Origin of the sequence: Paenibacillus kribbensis (genome assembly GCF_002240415.1) — a bacterium.
Taxonomy (GTDB): domain Bacteria; phylum Bacillota; class Bacilli; order Paenibacillales; family Paenibacillaceae; genus Paenibacillus; species Paenibacillus kribbensis.
In genome coordinates, this window is record NZ_CP020028.1 from 1,693,152 (window position 1) to 1,719,085 (window position 25,934).

General features: G+C 47.1%; 17 protein-coding genes and 4 pseudogenes. 18 read left to right on the forward strand and 3 right to left on the reverse strand.

Translation table 11 applies throughout. From position 1 onward, the window contains the following. The first annotated feature begins 53 nt into the window (after nt 1-53). From B4V02_RS07535 to B4V02_RS07595, 13 genes and pseudogenes are all read left to right on the forward strand, one after another. Nucleotides 54-1,325, forward strand: coding sequence for a M20 family metallopeptidase (locus B4V02_RS07535; RefSeq protein WP_094154326.1), 1,272 nt, complete (start codon nt 54-56; stop codon nt 1,323-1,325). A 13-nt stretch (nt 1,326-1,338) separates the two neighbouring features. After that, on the forward strand, nt 1,339-2,274 hold the full coding sequence (locus tag B4V02_RS07540) for a DUF1177 domain-containing protein (RefSeq protein ID WP_094154327.1): 936 nt from the start codon (nt 1,339-1,341) through the stop codon (nt 2,272-2,274). Between the two features lie 60 nt (nt 2,275-2,334). Continuing rightward, the gene (locus B4V02_RS07545; protein ID WP_094156963.1) at nt 2,335-3,324 is read left to right on the forward strand and encodes an ABC transporter ATP-binding protein; all 990 of its coding nucleotides are present in this window, start codon (nt 2,335-2,337) and stop codon (nt 3,322-3,324) included. Continuing rightward, on the forward strand, nt 3,308-4,309 hold the full coding sequence (locus tag B4V02_RS07550; RefSeq protein ID WP_094154328.1) for an ABC transporter ATP-binding protein: 1,002 nt from the start codon (nt 3,308-3,310) through the stop codon (nt 4,307-4,309). Before B4V02_RS07545 ends, B4V02_RS07550 begins: the two co-directional genes overlap by 17 nt. A 276-nt stretch (nt 4,310-4,585) precedes the next feature. Next, nucleotides 4,586-7,366 carry an alpha-L-rhamnosidase gene (locus B4V02_RS07555; RefSeq protein WP_094154329.1) on the forward strand — a complete coding sequence of 927 codons (2,781 nt, stop codon included), beginning with the start codon at nt 4,586-4,588 and terminating at the stop codon, nt 7,364-7,366. A 28-nt stretch (nt 7,367-7,394) separates the two neighbouring features. Then, nucleotides 7,395-8,588, forward strand: coding sequence for an MFS transporter (locus B4V02_RS07560; RefSeq protein ID WP_094154330.1), 1,194 nt, complete (start codon nt 7,395-7,397; stop codon nt 8,586-8,588). An 87-nt stretch (nt 8,589-8,675) separates the two neighbouring features. Beyond that, nucleotides 8,676-9,674 (forward strand): AraC family transcriptional regulator, encoded by a 999-nt coding sequence (locus B4V02_RS07565; RefSeq protein WP_094154331.1) that lies wholly within the window; start codon nt 8,676-8,678, stop codon nt 9,672-9,674. A gap of 133 nt (nt 9,675-9,807) precedes the next feature. Continuing rightward, nucleotides 9,808-10,809, forward strand: coding sequence for a phosphotransferase enzyme family protein (locus B4V02_RS07570; RefSeq protein WP_094154332.1), 1,002 nt, complete (start codon nt 9,808-9,810; stop codon nt 10,807-10,809). An 83-nt stretch (nt 10,810-10,892) separates the two neighbouring features. Beyond that, on the forward strand, nt 10,893-12,053 hold the full coding sequence (locus tag B4V02_RS07575; protein ID WP_094156964.1) for an immunity 26/phosphotriesterase HocA family protein: 1,161 nt from the start codon (nt 10,893-10,895) through the stop codon (nt 12,051-12,053). Between the two features lie 30 nt (nt 12,054-12,083). Next, complete coding sequence (locus B4V02_RS07580) at nt 12,084-12,602, forward strand: hypothetical protein (protein WP_094154333.1); 519 nt, start codon at nt 12,084-12,086, stop codon at nt 12,600-12,602. Between the two features lie 35 nt (nt 12,603-12,637). Continuing rightward, nucleotides 12,638-13,121 (forward strand): annotated as a pseudogene (locus tag B4V02_RS07585) (DUF2625 family protein). Nucleotides 13,122-13,149: 28 nt separating this feature from the next. Beyond that, the gene (locus tag B4V02_RS07590; RefSeq protein ID WP_094154334.1) at nt 13,150-13,599 is read left to right on the forward strand and encodes a hypothetical protein; all 450 of its coding nucleotides are present in this window, start codon (nt 13,150-13,152) and stop codon (nt 13,597-13,599) included. Nucleotides 13,600-13,627: 28 nt separating this feature from the next. Continuing rightward, nucleotides 13,628-14,164 (forward strand): SMI1/KNR4 family protein, encoded by a 537-nt coding sequence (locus B4V02_RS07595; protein WP_094154335.1) that lies wholly within the window; start codon nt 13,628-13,630, stop codon nt 14,162-14,164. Between the two features lie 205 nt (nt 14,165-14,369). Here the strand turns inward: B4V02_RS07595 and B4V02_RS26505 are convergent, their stop codons facing one another. Beyond that, nucleotides 14,370-15,551 (reverse strand): hypothetical protein, encoded by a 1,182-nt coding sequence (locus B4V02_RS26505; RefSeq protein WP_244188477.1) that lies wholly within the window; start codon nt 15,549-15,551, stop codon nt 14,370-14,372. Between the two features lie 67 nt (nt 15,552-15,618). Then, nucleotides 15,619-16,901, reverse strand: a pseudogene (locus tag B4V02_RS26515) (endo-beta-N-acetylglucosaminidase). 128 nt (nt 16,902-17,029) lie between these two features. On the opposite strand from B4V02_RS26515, the pseudogene B4V02_RS07605 reads away from it, so the two are divergent. The 4 genes and pseudogenes from B4V02_RS07605 to B4V02_RS07620 all read left to right on the forward strand — a co-directional run. After that, a pseudogene (locus B4V02_RS07605) lies at nt 17,030-18,701 on the forward strand (sensor histidine kinase); the annotation flags it as partial. Next, nucleotides 18,694-20,088, forward strand: a complete 1,395-nt coding sequence (locus tag B4V02_RS07610) for a response regulator (protein ID WP_094154336.1) — start codon at nt 18,694-18,696, stop codon at nt 20,086-20,088. The pseudogene B4V02_RS07605 and the gene B4V02_RS07610, both read left to right, overlap by 8 nt. A gap of 39 nt (nt 20,089-20,127) precedes the next feature. Then, nucleotides 20,128-21,018: pseudogene (locus B4V02_RS07615) on the forward strand (glycoside hydrolase); the annotation flags it as partial. Nucleotides 21,019-21,056: 38 nt separating this feature from the next. Beyond that, the gene (locus B4V02_RS07620; RefSeq protein ID WP_094154337.1) at nt 21,057-23,855 is read left to right on the forward strand and encodes an alpha-mannosidase; all 2,799 of its coding nucleotides are present in this window, start codon (nt 21,057-21,059) and stop codon (nt 23,853-23,855) included. A gap of 128 nt (nt 23,856-23,983) precedes the next feature. Here the strand turns inward: B4V02_RS07620 and B4V02_RS07625 are convergent, their stop codons facing one another. Further along, on the reverse strand, nt 23,984-24,538 hold the full coding sequence (locus tag B4V02_RS07625) for a DUF1697 domain-containing protein (protein WP_094154338.1): 555 nt from the start codon (nt 24,536-24,538) through the stop codon (nt 23,984-23,986). 346 nt (nt 24,539-24,884) lie between these two features. On the opposite strand from B4V02_RS07625, the gene B4V02_RS07630 reads away from it, so the two are divergent. Continuing rightward, a complete protein-coding gene (locus B4V02_RS07630; protein ID WP_094154339.1) occupies nt 24,885-25,814 on the forward strand; it encodes an ADP-ribosylglycohydrolase family protein in 930 nt (309 codons plus the stop codon). Nucleotides 25,815-25,934 lie beyond the last annotated feature (120 nt).

Genomic DNA, 25,934 nt, shown 5'->3' on the forward strand with positions numbered 1-25,934 from the left:
GCTGTAGATGACTACACTACATGGAATGAAAAAGTGAAGGAGATGGAGTGAAAATGACAGACTGGAAGACGCTGGTTCTTGACGAAATAGATAAACGGCAGGATGAGCTGCTTGAGCTTTGCTCGCGGTTGATTCAGTTTCCTTCGGAAAATCCTCCAGGCGATTCACGTGAAATCAGCCAGTTTATTATGGACTACCTTAAAGAAGCGGGGATTGAAACAATTGTACATGAATCCGGGCCGAATATGTGGAATCTCATTTCCGATTATGGCACGGCAACAACGGATGGAAAAAAGCTGATTTTCTGTGGGCATACCGATGTTGTGCCAGCAGGGGATCTGACTCGCTGGGATTTTGATCCGTTCTGCGGCGAAATTCGTGACGGCTATCTGCTTGGCCGCGGCGCTTCGGATATGAAAGCCGGACTGGCTGGACTGATATTTACCGTTGCGCTGTTTTCCAAGCTTGGCGTACCACTCGAAGGGGCATTGTCGTTGCTTGTAGTTCCAGACGAAGAAACCGGGGGACATCTTGGTGTGCCTTGGGTGCTGGAAAGAAAACTGATTGAAGGAACGGCTGCTGTGATCGCAGAGCCTTCGGGCCCGCAAAACCCGACCATCGGGCAAAAAGGAAGCTGCTGGTTTGAATTTACCGTTGAGGGTACGCCAGGTCACGGCAGTTTGCAGCCAATCGCAGGTGAAAGTGCTATTTTGAAGGCGGCCAGAGGGATTGAAGCGCTGCAGCAACTGTGGGACATCAAGCCGGATATTCCGGAGGAAGTTCAAGAAATTATTGAAATCTCCAAACGTTATGCAAGCGAACGGGAAAACCCGAGCTATGGACAAGCGTTTGATCATGTAACAGTGAACATTGGTACGATCCAGGGGGGCACCAAAGTCAATGTGGTTGCCGACCGATGCACAGTACAAGTGGACTCCCGTGTTCCATTTGGCGTAGATTACCGGGATGTACTGGCAAAAGCGAAGGAATTGCTTGCAAGTGTAGGTATTGATGCTGAACCTAAACAATTCGGATTTTATGGCAATGCCAACTGGACGCCGCCCACCGAACCGATTGTGCATGAGCTCGTGGAATCTATCGCTGAGGTCAGTGGCAAAGAGGCCTATGGTGTACTGCAATGGGCAACCAGCGATGCACGTGCGTTCCGCAAATACAACATCCCGGTATTGCAATACGGGCCTGCCGAGCTGCGGACGATTCATAACTTTAATGAAAAGGCTCCGGTATGGCAGATCATTCAATCTGCGAAAGTATACGCTTTGACGGCGCTTAAATATCTGAAAACAACACAAAAAGAAGTATAAGGGGATCTGCAGCATGATGAAACAAGTCTATGAAGTATATGAACTTTTGGATAGCCCGTCTGCCAGTGGGGCAGAAGTCAAAGCTTACCTGGAACAACTGGGTCAAGCGGAGATTACGGTTTCCACTGTAGAAGGCGATAAGGGATCTACGGATTTTATTAAAATCGTCATTGCCGGGAAAAACGGCCGCCTTCAGGGAGGGGATTCTCCAACGCTGGGCGTAGTTGGCCGCCTTGGCGGGCTTGGAGCCAGGCCGGAAATGATCGGATTTGTATCCGATGGCGACGGAGCGGCAGCGTCCATTGCGGCGGCGGCCAAGCTTTTGTCTATGCAGTCTAAAGGAGATGTGCTTGACGGAGACGTGATCATCTGTACACATATTTGCCCGGACGCACCCACTCAGCCCCATGATCCGGTTCCATTTATGGATTCACCTGTAGATATTTTGACGATGAACCAATATGAAGTGACTCCCGAAATGGAAGCGATCCTGTCGATAGATACGACCAAAGGGAACCGCGTCATCAACCATAAAGGTATTGCCATTTCTCCGACGGTACGTGAAGGCTATGTGCTGCGGATCAGTGAAGACCTTGTCGATATTGCCCAGAACGTAACCGGCGAGCCGTGTGTTACTTTTGCTGTAACGACGCAGGATATCACGCCTTATGGCAATGATTTGTACCACATCAACAGCATTTTGCAGCCAGCGGTAGCAACATCTGCTCCGGTGGTTGGTGTAGCCATTACAGCCGCTGCTCCCGTGCCAGGCAGTGCGACGGGGGCCAGCCACGAAGGCGATATTGCGCTGGCGGCCAAGTTTGCGGTCGAAACAGCCAAGGCCTATGGCCGTGGACAATGCTCATTTCATTCAGAAAAAGAGTATCAGCATATTACAAAATTGTATGGCAGCATGAAGCATCTGCAAACGATGGGCAAGTCCGAATAAGCTTGTTCTCTTGGATGAATAACGTGAAGGTTCATGATGGCCAAGGAGGAGGAAGAGGGCATGGCACAACTGCTTGAAGTAACCAATCTCCGAACGGAGTTCAAGACTGCGGCTGGAACCATCCGGGCAGTGGACGGCGTCGATCTGTCGGTTGGCCAAGGGGAGACACTCGGAATCGTTGGGGAATCCGGGTGTGGCAAGAGCATTACCTCCCTTTCCATTATGCAGCTCCTCCCCAAAGGACTTGGGAAAGTAGCCGCTGGTGAAGTACGGTTTAACGGTGAGAACATGCTGGAATTTTCAGAGCGAAAAATGCGTTCGATTCGTGGCAACGAGATGGCCATGATTTTTCAGGAGCCTATGACTTCGCTGAATCCCGTGTTCAAAATCGGCAAGCAGATTGCGGAGTCTGCCAGATACCATCACGGTGTAAGTAAACAGAAGGCGAAAGCGATGGCTGTGGAAATGCTGACGAAGGTGGGCATCCCGCGTCCAGAGAAGGTAGCCGTTTCTTATCCGCATGAGCTCTCGGGCGGTATGCGCCAACGGGTTATGATCGCAATGGCGATGATTTGCAATCCGAAGCTTCTGATTGCAGATGAGCCGACAACAGCGCTTGATGTAACCATTCAGGCGCAAATTCTTGATTTGATGCGTGAGCTGCAGAAATCCGAAGGGACATCTATTCTGATGATTACCCATGACCTTGGTGTCGTTGCTGAGATGTGTGATCGGGTCGTTATTATGTACGCTGGACAAGTCGTGGAAGAAACGGATGTCAAAACCCTTTTTAAAGATCCCAAGCATCCGTATACACAGAGTCTGTTAGCGTCATTGCCACAATTGAACAGTGATCAGGAGCGACTAGCTTCCATTCCGGGCCAGGTCCCCAACCCGCTTGATATGCCAAAAGGCTGCCGTTTTGCACCACGCTGTCAGTTTGCCAAGGAAATTTGCCTTGCAGAGGCCCCGGAGCTTGTGGAAGTGGAACCCGGACACAAAAGCCGCTGCTTGTTACAGCAGGAGGGATATCATGAGTACACTGCTTGAAATACGTAATTTGAAAAAACACTATCCGATCAAAAAAGGACTTTTTTCCAAGCAAGTGGGAGCAATCAAAGCGGTGGATGGTATTAACCTGACTGTACAGCAGGGTGAAACCCTGGCAATCGTGGGAGAATCCGGCTGTGGCAAATCCACAACCGGACGGGCCATTCTCAGATTAATCGAACCAACCGATGGAGAGATTCTGTTTAACGGCACGGATATACGGAAGCTGAATACAGAGCAGCTGCGCAAATTCAGAACGGATATGCAAATGGTGTTTCAAGATCCGTTTGCTTCGCTTGATCCAAGATGGACGGTGCAGCAGGTGCTGGAAGAACCGCTTATCACGCATGAAAAATGGAGCAAAGAACAGCTCAAAGAGCGTGTGGAAGAGCTGCTCGAAGTGGTCGGATTATCTCCTTATCACGCTCATCGTTACCCGCATGAATTCTCGGGCGGCCAACGCCAGCGGATTGGGATTGCACGGGCACTGGCGCTTCACCCCAAATTTATCGTGTGTGACGAGCCAGTTTCGGCCCTCGATGTCTCCATCCAGGCGCAGGTGCTCAATCTGATGAAGGACCTGCAAAAGCAATACGACCTGACGTACATGTTCATTTCCCATGATTTATCGGTCGTCAAATTTATAAGTGACCGTGTTGGTGTGATGTACCTGGGCAAGCTGGTTGAGCTTGCACCGACCCAGGAAGTGTTCAAGGAGCCGCTGCATCCGTATACGAAGGCGTTGATGTCTGCGGTCCCTGTAGCTGATCCGGAAGCCGAGCGTGAGCGGATTGTGCTCAAGGGCGATGTACCCAGCCCGGAAAATCCGCCAAGCGGCTGTGCGTTTCATAACCGCTGCCCGGCAGCCATGGATATTTGCAGCAAAGTACAGCCGATCTTTGCAGAAGCTGCACCGGGTCGGCAGGTAGCCTGTCACTTGTATCCGACATCCACGCCGGAAGAGGCGATAGCCGGACAGGCATAAGCCACCCTAAAAAATGAATAGATAGGCCTTCCTTCTCGAAAGAATCAAGCCTGAATCCACCCCCAACGGATTCAGGCTTTTTTAATGGATGTAGCTATCTTGTAAATGTACATATTTATCCAATTAATCCATTGTAAGATCAAATATCAGGATTGGAATTTCAACACCTGTAAATCAAGCATACAACATGCAGGGATACAACATTGCGCACAGTCTATGGAAGCGTTTTAATTTGAGTATGGAAATACAAAAGAAGACCTCAGGGAGGACATAAGAATGCTAAAAGTGAAAGCGCTTAGATGCGAACATTTAAATAATCCGATGGGTCTGGGCTGTCTACAGCCGCGGTTAAGTTGGCAGATCGAATCTGACAAAATGTATGTTTCCCAAAAAAGGTTCCAGCTGCAGGTATCTCTAAATCCCACTTTTGAACCGCTGCTCTGGAATCATTTTTCCTATTCGGATCAATCCATATTGTTTCCATATGAAGGCCCTCCACTGGAATCAGGCCAAAGATATTATTATCGGGTAAAAGTATGGGCTCAGGGAGCGGGTGACACCGAACCGGAGGAATCGGAATGGAGTGAGTCCGGCTATTGGGAGATGGGGCTGCTCCATGAGCAGGACTGGAAGGCACAATGGATCACGGTGAAGGAGCGGAGCATCCATGAACAGTTTCAGACAAGAGCTCCTTTTGCCGCTTCCAAGTGTTTTTCGGTTGAGGGAAAAGTGAAAAAAGCAGTCATTTATGCTACAAGCCTGGGGCTGTATGAACTGGAGTTAAATGGACAAAGAGTGGGCGATGCCTACTTTACCCCGGGATGGACGGATTATAACGATCGTGTCCAGGTACAAGCTTATGACGTGACTTCTACCCTTCGAGAGCAGCATAACCGAATTACAGCAACGGTGGGAGAAGGCTGGTATAGCGGTTATCTGGGCTGGCAGAAGCGCAAGGATACCTACGGGAACACGAATGCATTGTTATTTCAAATGAAGATTAGCTATGAGGATGGCCGTTCTGAAGTCATTTGCTCTGATTCCTCCTGGGAGGAAGCGAGCTGTGCCATTTTAATGTCGGATATTTATAACGGCGAAATCTATGATGCCCGACTTGAGCAGCAACAGGCAGTCGAACATAGCCCCTTGACCGAGCGGAAAATGATGCAGGTCGTCCCATTCCCATTAAGTCATCTGATTGCTCAGGAGAACGAGCCTGTCCGTGTAATGAACCGGTTGAAGCCTGTTGAACTCATTCGAACCCCCAAAGGTGAGCTGGTGCTTAACTTGGGTCAAAATATGGTAGGCTGGCTGGAATTTAAAGTTGAAGCCCCTGAAGGTACGGTTTTGAATCTGGTGCATGGTGAAGTGCTGGATCAGCAAGGGAACTTTTACAGAGACAACATTCGTGATGCAGCGCAGCAGATTACGTACATTTGCAGCGGGAAGGGGACGGAGATATTTCGGCCGCATTTCACTTTTCAGGGCTTTCAATATGTGAAGCTTGAGGGCTTTCCGGATAGCATTGCAATTGAAGATTTTACGGGCGTTGTTCTGCATTCGGACATGGAGCCTGTTGGCTTGTTCGAGACATCCGATCCAAAGCTGAATCAACTCCAGCACAATATTGTGTGGGGGCAAAAGGGGAATTTCCTGGATGTGCCGACCGATTGCCCGCAGCGTGATGAGCGATTAGGCTGGACCGGCGATGCACAGATTTTTGCCAGAACGGCCAGCTTCAATATGAATGCAGCTTCCTTCTTCCGCAAGTGGCTGAAGGATCTGGCTTACAACCAACTGGAAAATGGCGCAGTGCCTTTTGTAGTGCCGGATGTCCTCAAAGGAACCTTTGCCGATAACATGGACAAAACGACGGCAGCATGGGGAGACGCGGCGGTTATATGTCCATGGACCATTTATCAATGCTATGGGGATAAGCAAATTTTAGCTCAGCAGTATGACAGTATGAAAGCATGGGTGGATTATATCCGCGCCCAGGGGAACGAGGAATGTCTTTGGGATACCGGTTTGCAGCTTGGAGACTGGCTGGCGCTGGATAGCGAGGAAGGAAGCTATTTTGGGGCGACGGACGGAACACTGGTGGCAACTGCTTACTTTGCGTATTCGACTCATATTTTGGCGCAGACGGCCAAACTGCTGAATCGTTATACCGATTACAACACATATAGAAGCTTGCATGAGGGGATTAAAGCCGCTTTTGCAAACCGCTACTTCGATGACGCTGGCAAATTGACCTCCAATACCCAGACTGCACAGGTGGTGGCTCTGCACTTCGGATTGGTGCCCGAAAAGTATAAAAAGCAAGTGATTCAGGAGCTCGTATCGCTCATAGAAAAAAATGATATGCATCTGGATACCGGCTTTGTGGGCACACCCTACCTATGCCTAGTTTTATCCGACAATGGCTATACGGATGTAGCTTACAAGATTTTATTTCAAAATGACTATCCTTCATGGCTCTATCAGGTTGAACGGGGGGCAACGACCATGTGGGAGCATTGGGACAGCATCAAAGTGGATGGCTCGTTCTGGAGTACCGATATGAACTCGTTTAATCATTATTCGTACGGCTCAGTTGGAGACTTTATGTACCAGAATATTGCCGGAATCGATGTGCTTGAAGCAGGGTATAAAAAATCACGTTTAGCTCCCAAACCGCCTGCCAATCTTACTTCGGCCCGCGGGAAACTGGAGACGCCATATGGCGCGCTTGAGGTCCATTGGAAAATCGTGAATGAGGAAATGCAGATGACGGTTCTTGTACCGCATAATACGACGGCCAAGATTACACTTCCGGGAGTGATGGAGCCGGATGCACTGCAGCAGACCATTGCCACGCAATATCCGTCGATTCAGTATCCGCCTGATAATGTGCCACAGGAGCTGGCCGGGAAATTAGGTTCTGCAGGGGAACAGGCGATCTTCCAAAGGAGCGAAGATCATGAAATGACGTTTACGGTCGGTTCCGGACAGTACGCGTTCCAGTACAGATACTGCCAGGCTACCCAGGTTCCTGCACATGCAACCAGAGGCTAAATAACATAGACTAGAGGTGAGAAGCTTGATGAATATTAGGAACAAAGTGTTGTTTAAAACGGCGTTGCTGTCCATTTCCTTAGTTCTGACATCAGCGAGTGCCATTTCGGCTGTCATACCGATGATGCTGAATCAATTATCAGGAGTTTCCAGCTCGCTGATTGAAAGCGTAGTTACGATTCCATCTTTCTCGATGATGCTGTTTGTGCTGTTGAGTGGTCCGATCTCTTCCCGATTGGGCAAAAAAAATACAGTCCTGCTAGGACTTTTGCTCGTGGTCATTGGCGGTATACTTCCTATGCTCACGACTAACATTACATGGATTCTCGCGTTGCGTCTGGTGCTCGGTGCAGGTCTCGGAATGTTCAATTCGCTGGCTGTCAGCTTAATTAGCGATTTTTTTGAAGGGGACGAACGTGCCCAATTAGTAGGCTTTCAAAGCGCTGTTCAAGGGCTCGGAAGCAGCCTGGCTACCTTTGTGGCAGGACAGCTTGCCTTAATCAACTGGCAGTTCGCCTTTTTATGCTATGCGATCACCATTCCGATTGCGCTGTTATTCTTTCTTGTCATTCCCGAACCGGAGCGTGGGGAGCCTGCAGTCAGTTCAACCGGAACGGGCCGCAGGAGTGGTGGAGTATCCATACCTGTACTCGGATTAGGGGCTGCACTTTTCCTGTTTATGACTTTTATTATGATTGTGTATACCAAAACAGGCATTATGATTGCTGAAAAGAGTATGTCCAATGCTGATTTTTTAGGAACTGCGTTAACGCTGTTTTCCTTGTCAACCATGATTGCAGGTTTCTTGTTTGGTAGAATATATAAGTGGCTTAGAAATTACGCACCCTTTATCTCCAGTCTATTGACAGCAACAGGTTTTGTACTACTGTGGTTTGCTCAGAATGTGACCCTGGTTACCGTTGCCATGCTGATCATTGGCTTTAGTTTTGCGTTGTTTATTCCTTATATTTTTACCATACTAACTAAAATCGTCCCTAAAGGCAGTGAGACGATATCCATTTCCATTGCGATGGTAGGCTCTAATTTGGGAGCGTTTGCTTCACCTTATGTCATCAAGCTGGTGGGCATGTTGTTTGGAAATGAAACCGCCTCATTTGCATTCCTCGTTTCTGCGATTGTATTTATGATTGCTGCACTCATCTGTCTGGGAATCGCTATTAGAGGAAAGGGAAGCAAAACTCAGGCGGCAGTCCACAGTTAACGGGAGTCATCCAATACAGGAAGTTTTTGCAACGGGCGGGAGAACCGCCCGTTTTTCCACTATATAATGAAGGAGGAGTCAGTGTTCATGAACCTTCATGAGTTGGACCAGCTGCTGAGAACCAAAACGGAAATTGAGCTTTTACAACAACAAAGCAATCAGGTGATTAACGACCTCTCCGAAGAATCGGAGGATGAACGATACTTTGATGTGAATCGGAATATGTATCGTATGCCTGCTTTGTTTTTCTTCGGAGAACATGATATTTATATTAGCAAGCATAATAGATTTGCTCCAATGCTGGAGCATATGCATGAATTTATCGAATTAAACTATGTTTATTCAGGCAAGTGCAATCAAATCATAGCAGGCAAAGAAATTCAGCTTTGTGAAGGCCAGGTGTGTGTTCTGGATAAGGATGTGCCGCACAGCATCGCTCCTTTGGGAGAAGACGATATCCTTATTAATATCTTGCTGCAAAGAGAAACGATTTCTTCCCTGTTCCTGCAACGGTTATCCAAGAAAAAAAGCCTGATTGGCGAATTTCTCGCCAACTCTGTCCTCCAGCATCAGCACCATAATCACTTTATTATTTTTGAGTCGCAGCATAATGAGAACCTTCAATATATCCTGCGCAGAATCCTGATTGAGTATTTTTCCAGGCAAGAGGATTCGATGGAATTGGTCAAGGCTTATTTGCCGATTGTTTTTGGAGAATTGGTCCGTGTATTGGAAAGCGAGCATAATATTCACTTGAACCAGCAGGAAAATAATATTACCTCTATTCTGAATTACATGGAAGAGCATTATCAGCATTTAAGCCTGCAGCAATTATCCAATCATTTTAATTACAATAGTACGTATTTAAGTAATAAATTAAAAAAAGTAACCGGTCTTACTTACACTCAGCTTATTGCCAACATTAAACTCAATGCAGCCTATTCTCTGGTAGTGAATACCAACCTGCCGTTCGAAATGATATTTAAGCAGGTTGGATATAACAGCATGAGTTTTTTCTATAAAAAATTTAAAACGGCGTATGGTGCCACCCCGCAAAATATCCGCAACAAACAGTTGAAGAAATGAAGGATACAGAAGGACGTCCAATTCTAACGGGCGTCTATATTTGTTATAATAGCTGCAAATTCATAAGCTCAAGGCTGATTGAAATGATAGGTTGCGGGATGCCTTTGTCTCCGGCAAAAGGGAGGATACATTCTTGGAAGCAATACTAAGACGGCACTGGCCGGAGTGGAACGGGACGTTGCAAAAACGAACCGGGGGTTGGAATAATACGACGTATTTTGTTAAGAGTGGTGGGCGAAGCGGGGTGCTGCGCGTGTACGATACACACAGGGATCGGGACAAAATCGAATTTGAGCATGCGGTGTTGCAGGCGCTGAGTAAGCATTCTCTGTCATTCAGGATACCCCAGCCTATTCCGACGGTCACGGGAGAGACGCTCGCTCAACTGGAGAAGGAAAGTGGTAAATATGTGTGTCTGTTCGAATACATAGAAGGCATATCACCCCTGGAGCAGGATTCAAGCTTTGCTTATTCCTTTGGCGAGACTACGGGGGAATTATCTGCTGTGCTTGCGGCATTCAAGCTTGAATTGACTCCAGTCTATCGACCGTATTACGCCTTGCAGCAATCCTATCCTTTGTGTAACCGGGAAACGGTTCAAGGCTTTTGTTTACATCCGCCTGAGCCTCTGAAAGCTTTGCATAAAGAACTGAAATTAATAGGAAAAGTTTATGAAGAGATTACAGATTCGCTTCATGCATTGGAAGAGCTGCCGCATCAGCTTGTACATGGAGACCTGAACGCTTCCAATTTGTTGGTAAAGGATTCGGATTGTAGTCTAGTAACTGCACTGCTTGATTTTGAATTTTGTACGCTAGACGTTCGGGTCATGGAACCAGCGGTCATCTTGTCAGGTTTTTTGGGACAACCGGAGGAGGCGACAGCAGTTCGGGATTTTTGCCAGGGCTTCAGCCGCCGAGTTCATCTGTCCTCCGACGAGATTGATGCTTTACCTGTATTGATGCTGCTTAGGAAGGTAGATGTATTTCTTCATTTTTTGAGTCGCTTTCTGGAAGGAACGGATCAGTCACACGTATTGCAAGAGCAGGTCAAACAGATTGCGAACGACTTGCTCCAACTGTCTTCCAGCAGTAGCTGGATTCAGGAGGAGATGGCTCAAGCTGGAACAGTATAGGAATAAGCGAGTTGCATGCCGTGTTAATTTTTGGGGAAATTGAGCCTGGGTGCATTGAGATGTACTCGGAACTGGAGGAACAGATGAATAGTTGGTTAACGAACGCGTTACGACCGTACTTCGGGCTGGAGGCGCTGGAAGAGCATTGGGACGTGGTAGAAATTAAAGAAGGATACTTTATTTGTGTAGATGGAGACGTTATTCGCAAGCGAATTTCTTCCACTGAGGATACCTATGGAGAATCCGATGTAGAGATTCTTACGCGTGACCGGGCATTTGTTTTGCCTAAAACGGCTCGTGGCAAAGAGAAAAAGCTGAATTACACAAGTGTTTCGAGCATCAAGGCAGAAGGCGTGACCTTTTCAGCAGGCATTAGAAGGGATCGTCCTCTTAGTTATGTTACTGCTGTGAATAGCAAAACTGGCGTGAAACTCCCTATTACGGGATGTGAGCATTTACATAGTAAAGAAGAGATCATAGATTGGCTTCAACGTTACCCGTCACTTGTGCCTAACGACTATGATCGTAAGCTGGATCGGTTAAAGCATATGAAAAACCAGCGTTATAAAACCATCCCGGGAGACATCTTTCGTGTGGAAATAGACCTCTTCACAGATGGGTATGTACTGGTCGTCGGTGATTTGCGCCAAATGCAAAAGGATCAGTTGTTTACAGAGGAAAGCATTTGGAACAGTGTCATGACGATGCCTTTATTCGTACGTCCGTATTTGTGTACAAGTCGTGACCGTTCAATAACTTTGGAATCCATCACAGCCGCCCCGTTATCTGATACAACCTGGATTGTCATGGATGATTCCTTTATGCGTGGAGCCTACGAGCGAGTAGGGCATAAGCTGTTAGTGGAAGAGGATACTGTATTCCCCATCGGCTACGGCAGTAGTATGGATAGTAGAAAAGAAAGAACATATAGTCTGTCCTGGGGAACGGGTACGGTTTCCAAACCGGAAGGGGAGACCGTGTTCAAGTCTTCGCGAAATTTTTCAAATAACGGTGCTTATTCAGGTATCGTTGCCGACTGTTTTGGCGCCTGGGAAGAGCGGGAGTGGCATAAAACGCTGGATAATCCGTTGTATAAGGAGGAGCGTCGAAAAGCACTGGCTGAATTCGGATTCCCGGAAGACATTTCGTACGATGAGTTCAATCGCCAAACAGGAGGACTGACGCGTTCGGAATATCTCGCATATTTGACAAGGACCTATAACGGAATAAGAAAGATGAAATGACACGGTTATACATCCTTATAGGAGGGGCCAATGAAATATCTTAAAGATTGTCCGGAACCAGGTATGGGAACCTGGTATTTTGAAATAGACTCAGACGGCGCAGCCTATCGGCAAATTGTTATCCAGGATGATGGCACGTATATTGCTTCTAATCGCAAGCACGAGCAATATCATTTCTTGTTAGCCGAGAAAGCGATTGATGATACAGAGCCCTATTATACGAAAATTACAAAAAAAGAGTTTGAAGAAGTCTGGTCCAACAATCTGCACACCTTCAACAAGGAATGGCATCAAACCAAAACCGATCTACCGGTTGGGACTGAGGTAAGCGGATATATTGAAGCCTTTTTTCCACACGGAACACTTGTTCAAATTTTAGAGTATGATGCAGTCGGATTGGCAGACACCCATTCATATGCGGAAAAGACCCCATCCGAGTGGATGTATCCAAGACATGAGATCACGGCGATTGTACAAGGATACGACGAGCAGAATCAGTGGGTGATTCTAGAGCAAACGCAGGTTTTCAAAAATCAGTTCACAGGTTGAAAAAAGGATCTTGGAATACAGGAAGGGGAATGAACATGCATATATTAACGGTTGATGAGCTGGTGGATCAGGACAACCATGCATGGGAAGAGGTCAGAAATATTCTGCAAGAAGGGAATAATCCATATCGCATTGTATCGGCAGAATCGGAATCTGCTAGGAGAGATGCGCTATACCGTCTGCAGGCGAGTACAAAATCGTATTTGGGAACGGTTGCCTATGAAACAGGTGGGATCATGTTTGACCACGGATGGATCACCTTACTGGGTGCAGGCGGGCCCGGAATTTACGGTAGTTTGGCTTCATGGAACGGGCTGCAAGAGCCAGCGAGCGTTTCTGCACTTGGGGGAATGCTGATTGTGGCTTATGATGCAGCAGGCGGATATGGAACTACTTCAGCCAGGAGAGGTATTTGCTTATTATCCACCGCTATGGACTCAGGAAGGTGGCGGAGAGACCAGTCATAAATCTCCTATAAATGTAACAGAAGCGTGGCAGGCGGTGACGGATAGGGAATAGCCGCATGTGTGGGGAGGGGCATAAGATTATGAATCATTCCATTCAATCCAAACTGATGCAACTGAATGAAATACTTTCTCAAAATAACATTGACCATTATTACATTTATGATTATACAAGTCGGCCCAAGCTGGTACTCGCTGGGAGCTTTGACTTTAGCTATTATCACAACATAGAGATCACATTTTACGAGGTCTCGTTTCTTTCCTGTCCGGGCGGTGTATTTTCAATTGAGTGCTTTAGACTGGCGAATGACAAGGAACTGGAAATATTACAAACTATCTCTTATGGATTTCACGAGGGGCCTGTGATTTGTATGGAAGATCTAACGTCTGGCACCCGATTTTTTATTGCTGCTGAAAGCTTGGATTACGAGCTCAAGACGGTTTATTACTACAGACGTGAGAACCTTCAACCTCATGAAAGTTTGGCTGAATGGGTTGAAAAAGATAGAGAAGGTAGAAACAACAACTCTTAGAGACACCAAGGTAGGGAGGGTGGTTATTATGTGGAGTATTCACTTTGAACATCAATTTATAAAATGTCCGGTAGCAACTGGTGAACAAATCGCAAATTTTTTGAAAACATGGAACATAAAGCTATCGGAGCAGGAAATTCACGAAATCCAACAAAGACAAGTGAACCCTTTTCCGAAATCGTCTCCACTTTATGATCAATATAAACCGCTAGATCCTGTTAGCTGGCATTTGCCCCAAGGACAATTTGCTAATAGTTACATAGAATTCCTGAAGTACTCTAATGGCGGGGAATTTCAAAATGGAGAACGTTATTTTCAGTTTTTCGATACCGAAGATTTGAGAGAAATGAACCTCGCCTATGAGCTGCCGGCTTATATGCCAGGTGCCGTGTCATTTGCGATGGACGGTAGTGGAAATCACTATATGTTTGATATGAGAGAGGAAAAAAGAAACAACGAATATCCCATTCTTTTTGCTCATTCTGGTAGTTTGGGGTACGACGAATGTGAACAGGTAGCTCATTCTTTTATGGAGCTATGCACAGAAAAATGGGCTTTATATTGATATGTGCATGATTCTGCCCAATATAGCCAATAGCGAGAAGTCTATTGAATTGGACTTCTCGCTATTGTGCCGTATGCGTATGTCCCTATGGCTGAATTTGAGCTATATGTTCGAACAACGAATCGACGGCCTCATCCACCAGATAGAGACCGTCGTCCCGTTGAAGGAACTCTTCATATCAAGACAAAGGGATTCTTGCACAAAGCTATCTTATATATGTGGTGGCCTGATTGCCAGTGTAATCTTCGAGCACGATCTTTAGCGAGCTGGTACGAGAAGTAGGGGTAAAAGTCAGTTCACTTAATTTTGTTCTTCCCCGGACAATGTAAGGAAATTTTTTCGATACATAAGTTACGCCAAATTGCTTGGGCACATCGTTTTCGTATACATATAAATAATGCCAGTCCTTCAAGGTTGGTAGAGCAAGCGTATACGTTGACCCAGTGATCGTCACATTCTCTTTTGCATAAGGCTCTATCGTCGTGTCTGCGAGATGCCCGGTGTATGCTACAGGTTCATGATTGCCGATGGCGATACGTAGTGTGTAGCTATCACCGTTTGTGGCCAGATCGGTAAATGTAGCCGTTTCAGCGCCATTGTCCGCCGTAATGGTTTTATGGAATACGGTGTCCGTATAGTCGGTGGTCAAGGTTAATTTAACCGTTCCGTCCGCTTCAGAGGGATTTTTCCACGTTACTGTAGCCTCACCGTTTTCTTTAGTCTCCACCTCAATGTGACTGACGGCAGCATTCAGATCGTAGCTTATTTGAGCTGGTTCGCTTTCCGTTCCATCAGCCCCAACTGCAGTAAGTATTAATTCACCTGATTTATGGTTTAGGGTCTTAATATAATAGGTTGAGTCATAAATTCCGCCGATATAGGAGCCGTTCTCATACAAATTGTATTGTTGAACTTTGGAGTAATCCTCAAGGTCCCAGGCTACGAGCATTTCGTTCGTATCGGTCAGTGCCTTGGTGATTTTGAATCCCGTCGGCGCGGCTGGTTTCAGGACGGAACCGTCTGTTATCTTGATTTGGCCGATATTCATCTGATAGTTTTTGATTGTTTTATTCGCGTTATCAAAAGATAAACCAAAAGATGCAATCGTTTTTCCTTTATAGGCGCTCAAATCCAAATTTCGGCTAACCCAGCCCGTGGTTTGTTTACCAGAGTTAGGGATGCTTACTTTTACGACCTGGCCGGGGTTATCCTTGAAAATAAGTCCGATACTCAGCACCGAGCTGTCATCAGAGGAAGGCCTATTGTACGTGATGGACAAGTTTGAATTCTTGTTTACCGACAGATCCGTTTTATACAGGCGTAAAAAGTTATCTGAATTCAGCTCTCCGTTAACGACGAGGGAACTGCCGCCCTGATAAGCGCCCACAGGCTGATAGGTAAACCGAGTGCCTTTGGTATAATTCGGCCCATAGTCATAGTCAACCGAGAGCGGTTTACCCTTTGGTATCGAGCCACCATTGCCAAGTTACCGGGATATCCTGAATATTGATGTTAGACCATTCTTTGGGATTGGAGATGGCTCCATTCACGACATACTGCAAGCCATGTCCGGTATTGAAGCTGGTATTAAAATGGGAGCCACGGATGACAGAACGTTCGGCGATATATGCCGCAATACCGTCCCAGTTTGCGCCCGAAGCTTTTACATCAGACAAATCTACATTTGGGTTTCTTTGTGCACGGACGGGATTCTGATTCGGACCGGACCACCAGACACGGTCGCGAATAAAGGTCATCCATTGATAGACATTGTCAGCTCTGCGATTGGTGTCCTGCCCGCCAAACTCTTCATCCAGCGCATTATGTGTGAAATCTGCTCCCAACGTTGCGATACTGTTCATCGGCTGCCCGTTATCACCGATATTCAGACGAAGATCGTAATTTTGCTTCCATCTGCCAAAGTTACCGTTCCCGCCCTCAATACCGGCAAAAACGGTTTTAAGAGGGTCCAGACCCAATTGCTTTGCATGGTCGGGGAGCTTTTCAGCTTCGCTTTGTCCCACCAATAATTCAGAAAAATAGAATTGGACACCTGTCCATATTGCTTGTCTTTGACAAACGGACTGTTCACCGCATTAAACTCATTTTGATAAGCAATTTTACCAGTTTCGTTTACGGTGGAGTCGTACCATTGTACATACATGCCCTGATCTCGCAAGTATTTCATAAATTGTTTGTAACGGGGGATGTCCTCTGTAGCTACGCCTTTTGAAGCTTCCTCCTGGTTGATGAAGTAGCCGTCATAGCCATAATATTTCGCCATTTCGACCAATTTTTTGGCTACCGGAAATCCACCCTGAGCATCCTGCACGAGCATTTGCTTATACGTTTGCGGTCCACGGTCATTATCCGAGAAAAAAATACAGGCGATGGAGAGAACGCCATTTTTGTGCGCCGCATTCGTATACCCCGGATTTGGAATGTTCAGAATGCCGAACTCGAACCATTTTTCCGTCCAATCCTTTTGGGGATCGTATAGCTCTTCGGGTACATGGGCGGTAGGCATGCCATGCCAGTAGCCGTAATAGTCGGTATACTGCCAATAGTTAAACAAGTATTGACTGAATTTATTAGTATAGGGATAGCTATCAAAGAAAGCGTTTCCATAATCGCCGCTAAGTGCAAACATTTGCGTGTCAGGGCTTAAAGCAGGCTGAGCCTGTGTAGCTGCAAAGGGGCTGTTTCGTTGTTGCAGTGGGACTCGAGCGCGAAGCATATCTCCATAGACATCTTGGGTAGGAGTCCAGTCCAAAATATGAGAGCTGGCGTATCCGTGCTGATAAGGCTGATTCGGTCCTTTGGCGCTTTCTCCTTCATATGGGAGGGTATCGCCTGCATAAACGGATGGAGAGTGTTGACCGTTATATCCATCTCCGGCATGAATCCGTCCAGAACATGGTGCGGGATATGTACCGGAATGAGGCGCTCTCGATGAACGTTTCTTTTTTTATGGACCACGCGTATTCCGAATATGTACAGCACCGCATGGACGAAACGTACATGGAGAGTCATGATTATTTAACAGATGTACTCACCTATTTTAAAAATTGGCTGGATGAAAATAGCGATATCAGCAATTTGATATTGTACAGTGCCGACCAGCAATATTTGTCCACCTTCAATGAGAACAAGCAATTCAAGCAATTCCCGGTGCATGCGGCGCGTTCCTTTGTACCGGATGTGATGGCTGCCGAAAGTAAAAGCGTCTCTGCTCCGAATTACTGGATTCGGAAGGCGGTCGATCAGTGGAGCCCCTCGTTATATTCGTTACAAGTCCCCATTAACAATAAGCAAACACTCAAAAATACCGGTCAGCTTCTGGTGTTTCTAAATTCCAAAAGTATCTCCAATGCACTTGCCAGCTACGGGAACAACCTGAAGGGCGAAATTATCGTTCTGTCCACCCATGGAACGGTTCTGTTTGATTCAAGGAATAACTATTACGGAAAAACGTACCCTTATGTCGAAGTGACCCGATCATTATATGACGATGTGGACTCCGATGTTGGGATCATTCAGGCGAAGCAAAATATGTACATTAACAAGCTGATTTCTCCGGACGAAGGGTATGTCGTGATTGGCGCAGTTCCTAATGAGGAAATGGCGGAATCGTACCGGGGTATCCGTAATACGATTTTAACGATCAGTGTCGTTTGTATTCTGTTTGCTGTGCTATTCCCTGCCTTTTTCGTCATTAACTTTGCTAAACGAACGAATCGGATTATTAAATTCACCCGTCAGGTGAAAAATGGCGACCTTACAGCTCGTATCCAAGACCCCCAAGAGGATGAGCTGGGACAAATCTCTCGAAGCTTCAACGATATGTTGGACGAACTTAATCTATATATTGAACGAGTGTATAAAGCAGAGATCAAGCAAAAGCAAACGGAGCTTGTTGCCTTGCAGGCACGAATTCACCCACATTTTTTGTATAACACGCTTGAAGTGATACGTATGAGGGCGATTTCCCAGGGAGCCAAGGATGTAGGAGAAATGATCTACAGCTTATCGGTGTTGTTCAAAAGCCTGGTTCAGCAAAAAAATATACACACTTAAAGATGAATTGGAGGCTTGCAGATTATATCTTGAGTTGTTCAGAATACGCTACAAGGAAAGATTCAATTACACGATTACGGTCGACCCCGAGTTGTATACTCGTTCTGTCATGAAGCTGATGCTTCAACCCATTATTGAGAATTATATTGTTCATGGTATCCAAAGCGACCGGAATGATAATGTGCTGACCATTGATGTGCGTGAAACGGGGGAGGTTCTGCTGGTTGAGATCCGTGACAATGGGAAGGGCATTGAAGGGGAGCGTTTGAAACAGATTCTGGAGGAACTGGAACGCCAGGAGGAAAACGGACAAATGTTTGGACTACGCAGTGTGCACACCCGACTTCGGTTTTTACACGGAGCCGATTACGGGATCGAACTGGAGAGCCGCAGCGGTGAGGGAACGACGATTCGGGTACGATGCCCCAACAGGGAAGGGATGGATGCCATATATGTATAAAGTATTTATTGTAGACGATGAGCCTTTTATCATTGAGGGATTATACGATATTGTGGATTGGACCTCTTTTGGGCTGGAAATTGTCGGACATGCGGAAAATGGATCTTTGGCGCTGGAAGCGCTGGCCTCCAGACCCGTGGACGTACTGATTACGGACATTTCTATGCCAACGATGAATGGTCTCAGGCTGATTCATGAGGCGAGAAAGCTGCATGCTGACTTGAAGGCGATTGTGTTGAGCGGATTTAATGAATTTGATTACTTGAAGGAAGGCATGAAGCTGGGCATCGAAAATTACCTTCTGAAGCCGATTAATGTGGAGGAACTGGAATCCACTTTGTGCAATACAACGGAGAAGCTGGACAGGTCCCGGTTGGATCAACAATATGAGACGTTCGGGGTGCAGGTTCTCAAGGAAAATACGTTGTACCGTTGGCTGACAGGACAGATTGCGCCTACAGAATTTCAGGAGCGCGCTGAATTGATAGGTTTTTCGTTAAATATCCCCTTTATGGAGGTAGCCGTGTTACGGACGGAAGAGGATTCGGCAGGAATGCATCAACAGTTAAGGCAGTACATTCAGCACCAGCCCGATTTAACATTATTTCACGATGTTGATATGGATAGTGTAATCATTGCCGCACTACCGAATTATGATGAGGGCAGACAGGACTTGATAACGCTGTTGGAGGATTTTTCTGTTCAATGGTCGACGGACGGGGAAGAAACGGTGTATATCGGGATAGGTAGCGCCAGTTCGCTTGCTGCAGCTCCACGCAGCTATAATGAAGCTAAAAAATCTTTGGAATATTTTATGATATATGATGACCGCCGGATCATTGACTATACGCTGCTGGAGGAGAGCGAAGGCTACGGTGGCGAGACTTGTTCCATCGACTGGAAGGATTATGCGAAGCTGATTATAGCAAGAGACCTGGATGCGCTTACCGCACGGATTCAGAGTGATTTTGAGCAGATACAGCATCTTGAAAGGGTTACCCCGGATGAATTGCGGAATATGGCGCTGGAGCTGGTGATCCGGTTCAAGATGGAGCTGGAGAGCATCAAGCATTCCAATGAGTCGGAACGGTTTCAGCAGGGGCTTCACCAGATAAAATGCTGTACGACATTGGCAGAGCTGGTGAGCGCGCTTCAGCATGTGGCGACAGAGACGGTGAATTCACTGCTGCAAGATATGAAAAATCCTATCGTAAGTCAGGTGCTGTTCTATATCCATGTTCATTATGCCAAGGAGCAGCTTAAAAACACCAATCTCAAGGTACACGAAATTGCGCGGAACGTGGGGTATTGGGAGACGGGTTATTTTTATAAGCAGTTCAGAAAATATGTGGGCATTTCCCCGACAGACTATAAAGGATTGGGATAAATACCAGGTGTACATGGATTTCTTTAATTTGTACCTTGGTTTATGAATGATATTCGCGATCTGTTTACAGACCGGAAGCTGGAGGAAACGGCTGTTGTATTCCCGTATTCCAATGATTTCTCCAACCGATCACTTGCCTTTGATGCCACGACACGGCTTACCCGGGTGATGTCCTATGATCTCAAGCAGCCGTTCCGTGCCGTCTCCGAGTATCATCTGGACTCGCTCAAGTGGCAGTTACCAAAACTGATTATGATCCCCAGCGCGCACAATTTCGACAGTACATCGCTGGAACATCTTCTGGAAATGGTGCGATCTTTCGGTGTGACTTTATTAGTCACCGGACCGTTGGGCCTTGATCCTTACTGGAAAGTGAGCGACCGGGTCGATGATATTATTGGGCAGCGTAGGCTGGGCAATGTCCAACGGGAGGAAGTGATGAGTTTGGAGGGTCAAACCTTCCCTGTCTCATTCGGTCAGCGGCGAATCGCTGAGGTGGCTAAGGAGGAACAACTGTCACCAAAAGCGGATGGAGCGATGGGTGATGAAGTCGTGAACCTGCCGCTTGGCAAGGGGCGCTTGATCTGGAGTCCGCTTCCCTTGGAGTTGAATGGCAGGGATGAGCCGATTGCTGAGCTATATCGCTACGCCCTCACTGCCGCCGGGGTGGAGCGAGAACTGGAGTGGATAGACGGTGGCGATCAGCCGGGACTATATGGACGTAAGCTGAATTTCGAGAATGGGGGCCTGTATATTTTCGTATCGGAGTTTTCCCGGGATACCCAAGTGCGTGTTCGAGATAAGGCGACAGGATTATCCTACGCTTTTCTGTTGCCAAGGAGCCGCTCTGTCTTGTTTGCTGTGGATCGAGAAGGTCAGTTGCTAGCGGTATATCGTCCCGAGGACGTGAATATTGAAGTGATGCAGTGAACAATGGCAGGTCAAGACATACGGTGAGGAGATATACAATGAGCGAGCGCAGGGATGAATCAATCAACAATCAAGCGATAAGCAGGGAAGTAGACACATACACGGGTAGCAAGACGACAGCACATATTATTTCGCATACCCACTGGGATCGGGAGTGGTATTTGCCTTATGAGAAGCACCATATGCGCCTGATTAGCCTGATGGATTCTCTGCTGGATAAACTGGAGCAGGACCCGGATTATAAAAGCTTTTATCTGGACGGGCAGACGATCATTCTGGAGGATTATCTACAGATTCGGCCCGAGCATAAGGAACGGTTAGAGCAGCATATTCGCAATGGTCGTATTTTTATCGGACCCTGGTACATTTTGCAGGATGCTTTTCTGACTAGCGGCGAAGCCAATGTACGCAATATGCAGGTTGGGCACCGCGATGCCGAACGTTATGGCAATCCGTCCAAGATCGGATACTTCCCCGATACGTTTGGTCTGGTTGGGCAGACTCCACAGCTGATGCTACAGTCGGGGATTACGAATGTATTTTTCGGACGGGGCGTAAAGCCCACAGGGTTTAACAATACAGTGTCGGATAGAGGCTACGAGTCCTCCTTTTCGGAACTGTTATGGACGGGGCCAGACGGATCGGAGGTACTCGGTATTTTATTCGCCAACTGGTATTCCAACGGCAATGAGGTCCCGACAGATGAGGCGGAAGCCAAGGTTTATTGGAAGCGTAAACTGGATGATGCACAAAAATATGCTTCAACTGGCGAGCTGCTGTTCATGAACGGTTGCGATCATCAGCCTTTACAGCTTGATTTACCGAAAGCAATCCGTACGGCACAGAAGCTTTATCCGGATATCGAGTTTGTTCATTCCAATTTCAACGATTATCTGACCTCTCTGAAACAGGCTTCCCAACGGCAACTCTCGTCTGTGAAGGGGGAGTTTCGCAGTCAGCGCACGGATGGCTGGGGAACGCTGGTGAATACGGCTTCTGCCCGGGTGTATTTGAAACAGATGAACCAGTTGGGACAAGTGATGCTGGAAAAAGTGGCTGAGCCGCTTGCGACCTTCGCGCATCTGTTGGGGCAGGCTTATCCTCATCATTTGTTCACCTATGCCTGGAAAACACTGATGCAGAATCATCCGCATGACAGTATTTGCGGCTGTAGTGTGGACGAGGTGCACCGTGAGATGGTGATTCGGTTTGATAAGAGCCGTCATGTAGCCGAGAGCATTGTGGATGAAAGCATAGAGGTCATTGCACAAGCAGTAGATACGACGGACTTCAGCCGCTTTGGAGAAGATGCGTTGCCGCTCGTGATTTTTAATACGTCCGGCTGGGAACGCAGTGGTATAGTGTCGGCAGAACTTGAAGTGGTGCGTCTGTACTTCCGTGAAGGATACACGCTTGAGGAGGCCTCTCATCGAGTGAAGAAAGTGGATCTTTCCGGGCGCGTACTGGTAGACTGTGAAGGGTGTCCGGTGGCATGCAAGGTGGAGGACCTCGGGCTACAGTTCGGTTATGATTTACCGGATGACCGATTCCGTCAGCCTTACATGTCTCGTCGGGTTCGCCTTACCTTTGAGGTTGAACGTGTACCCCTGCTAGGCTTAAAAACCTATGCTTGGCTGAGAAGCAATGTCAAGACTGACCCCTCTTCACTTTTTCATGGCAGTCGAAGTATGGAAAATGATCTGCTTCACGTCGAAATTGCGGATAACGGCTCTTTTACCCTGACGGATAAACGTACAGGCCGCTGCTACAAAGACCTTGGCGTATATGAAAATGTTGGTGATATCGGCAACGAGTATATGTTCAGGCAGCCCGAGGGAGAGCAGGCGCTGACCACTGAAGATTTGATCGCTGACATTCGCGTGCTTGAAGATACACCTTATCTGGCATCCATGGAGATTGTCCATCATTGGGAAATACCGGCCTCTGCGGATGAAACGCTGGAGCAGGAGCAGCGAGAACTGGTTTATTATCCGCACCGTCAGGCTCAGCGCTCCCGACAGACCGTTCCGCTGACGATACGGACTGTCATTTCTTTATCTCGGAACAGCAGGGGTGTTTCCATGAAAATCACCTTCAACAACCAGGCCAAGGACCACCGACTTCGCGCTCTGTTTCCGACAGATATAGACTCTGCTGAGCATCGGGTGGACTCCATGTTTGAAATTGCAATTCGGGACAATGAACCCTCACCTGAGTGGGAAAACCCAAGCAACACACAGCATCAGCAGGCGTTTGTGGATGTAAGCGGGGGACAAACCGGTCTGACTGTGGCCAATCTCGGGTTGAATGAATATGAAATGCTGCGTGATGGACGCAACACGATTGCAGTAACGCTGCTTCGCTCAGTTGGCGAGCTGGGTGATTGGGGATGGTTCCCGACGCCAGAAGCGCAATGTCTAGGTGAGCATACCGCCCGTCTGGAGATCATTCCACATGATGGCGACGGTATTCAGTCCGGCGCATATACAGAAGCCTATCAATACCAAATTCCTTGGATTGTAAAACAAACGGGGATCCATGCGGGTACAGTTGCTCCAGATTATGCGCCATTTGACTGGAAAAGCACGGAGCTTGCCTTTTCCTCTATGAAAATGAATGAGCTGTCAGGGGATGTGCTGTTACGCTGGTACAATATGAGTCATATTGTAGCCCAGTTACTTATCAAGCCCAGGCCGCAGCAGTACGATTTTTATAAAAGTAATATTCTTGAAGAACAAGGAGAAAGCATCACAGTTGATTCTTCTGGTGAGCTACATCAGGCTGTAAAGCCGCATGAACTTTTCACACTAGGTTTCAAAGTGAAGACCCACCAATAAAGACCAATACACAAAGACTAGGGAAAACATTATATCAAAGAAAAACAGTTGGGAGCCGTAAAAAAGGCTCCCTTTTTGAGTTTTACCCTTCCAACGTTGCTTTTGGATTCCAGTCAGGAGCTTGTATCCTACAACTCTTCCTGTTCAGCCGTTTGCATCAGCTTATAGATCTGCCGTGTTGTGTTCACATTCCGCACAGTCATTTGCTGATACAGCTTGGTGCCGACTAATTTTGTTAACCCGCTTTTTGTGACTTGTTCTTTGCTGACCGAAAACAGAACGGCCCCGGTCGTATATATTACCTGGCCTATTCCCGGTTTCAAAGGAAGCTTGTCCAGAACGGAAATATCGTTAATTTCATCCCACAGGAACAATACATCACTTTTCATCTGCGTATCATTAGACCATTCATTCGGCAGTGCCTCCATAATGCTCTGAATCTCTTTCATATTACGGACGATGACACGGATAGGTAAGCCAAAATCCTCCAGAATCGCCTGTTCCAGTATGAGCGATAGCTCCTGGTTGGACTGGATCTGACTGGAAAAAATGATATTTCCAGAATTGATGTAAGTTGTCACATGGCCCATGTCTGCCTTTTCAAACGTTTCTTTAAGCCTCGTCATCTGAATCTTGTTGTTGCCGCCAACATTGATGCCTCGCAGTAATGCGATATAGATCATAAAAAGCCCCACCTCTCTTCAACAAATAGGATTCTAACAAAGGGATAGGTATTTCAGCAAATACGTTCCTTTCTAACTGTAGGCAATGACCTCCGATAATAACGTTTCATTTCTAGCATAAAGATATCATAATATAGGCATGGAGCAAGAAAAAACCGGGAGTTTTTATGAAAGTATTGACTGCATTGCTCGATATCAGATTTTTTGTGTAATGATGCCATTCCATCACGCTTCTTTAGTACAGCCTGATCTACGAATAAAAGGCGTTACCGCATTTTTGCTTCCTTCCTGGCGAGATGGGAAAATATGCGTTAGTTATTACATTTGAAAAGGGGCGTAAAACCAAATGGCACTTATCAAGGATCGTTTTTTTGGATGCCTGGTTGGGCTGGCCGTGGGTGATGCTTTGGGAACCACGGTGGAATTCAGTAGTCCAGGTACATTTGAGCCTGTAACGGATATCGTGGGTGGCGGTGTGTTTGGATTGAAGCCGGGACAGTGGACGGATGATACATCCATGGCGCTCTGTTTGGCCGAGAGTTTGGTACGAAAAGATGAATTTGATCCGGCAGACCAAATGCGGCGATACACGAATTGGTACTATGTAGGATATATGAGCAGCACAGGAACGTGCTTTGATATCGGTGGTGCGACAAGAGGGGCGCTGCATCGGTTCGAAGCCACTGGAGATCCATACAGCGGATCTGTTGACCCCATGAGCGCGGGAAACGGCTCCATTATGAGGCTTGCACCTGTGGCTATGGCCTATGCGAACCGTCCGGAAGAGGCGGTGATGTACGCTGAGATGAGCTCGCGCACCACCCATGGAGCAGTCGAAAGTGTTGAGGCCTGCGCTGTGCTTGCTTCAATCCTTGTAGCAGCTCTGCAAGGGGCAGACAAAGAAGCCATGTTATCGGCCGATGTGTGCCGTAAGTGGTGGCGGGACAAGCCAACTTATTCGACAGCAATTGAAGAAATCATCCAGGGATCTTACCGTCATAAGGAGCCGCCCGAAATACAGGGAACCGGTTATGTCATTCGTTCCCTTGAGGCTGCGTTGTGGGCATTTTACCATTCGACTTCGTTCGAGGAGGGGGCACTGCTGGCAGTGAATCTGGGGGATGACGCCGATACAACCGGAGCGGTGTACGGGCAGATTGCAGGAGCTTATTATGGAATAAGCGGTATCCCGAGTCATTGGCGCGAGAAGCTGGCGATGAAGGAGACGATTGATGAGCTGACTGAGGCTTTATGGAAGAAGGCCGAAAAAAGCTAAACGTTCTGACTATTGCTCATATTTCTCAACAAATTTAATTTCGTAACCTCACAGATTTTTTTCCGTATAAAGATAAAAACATGATCCAAATTCGTTCCCTCAGGGAGAAGTGCAGCCATG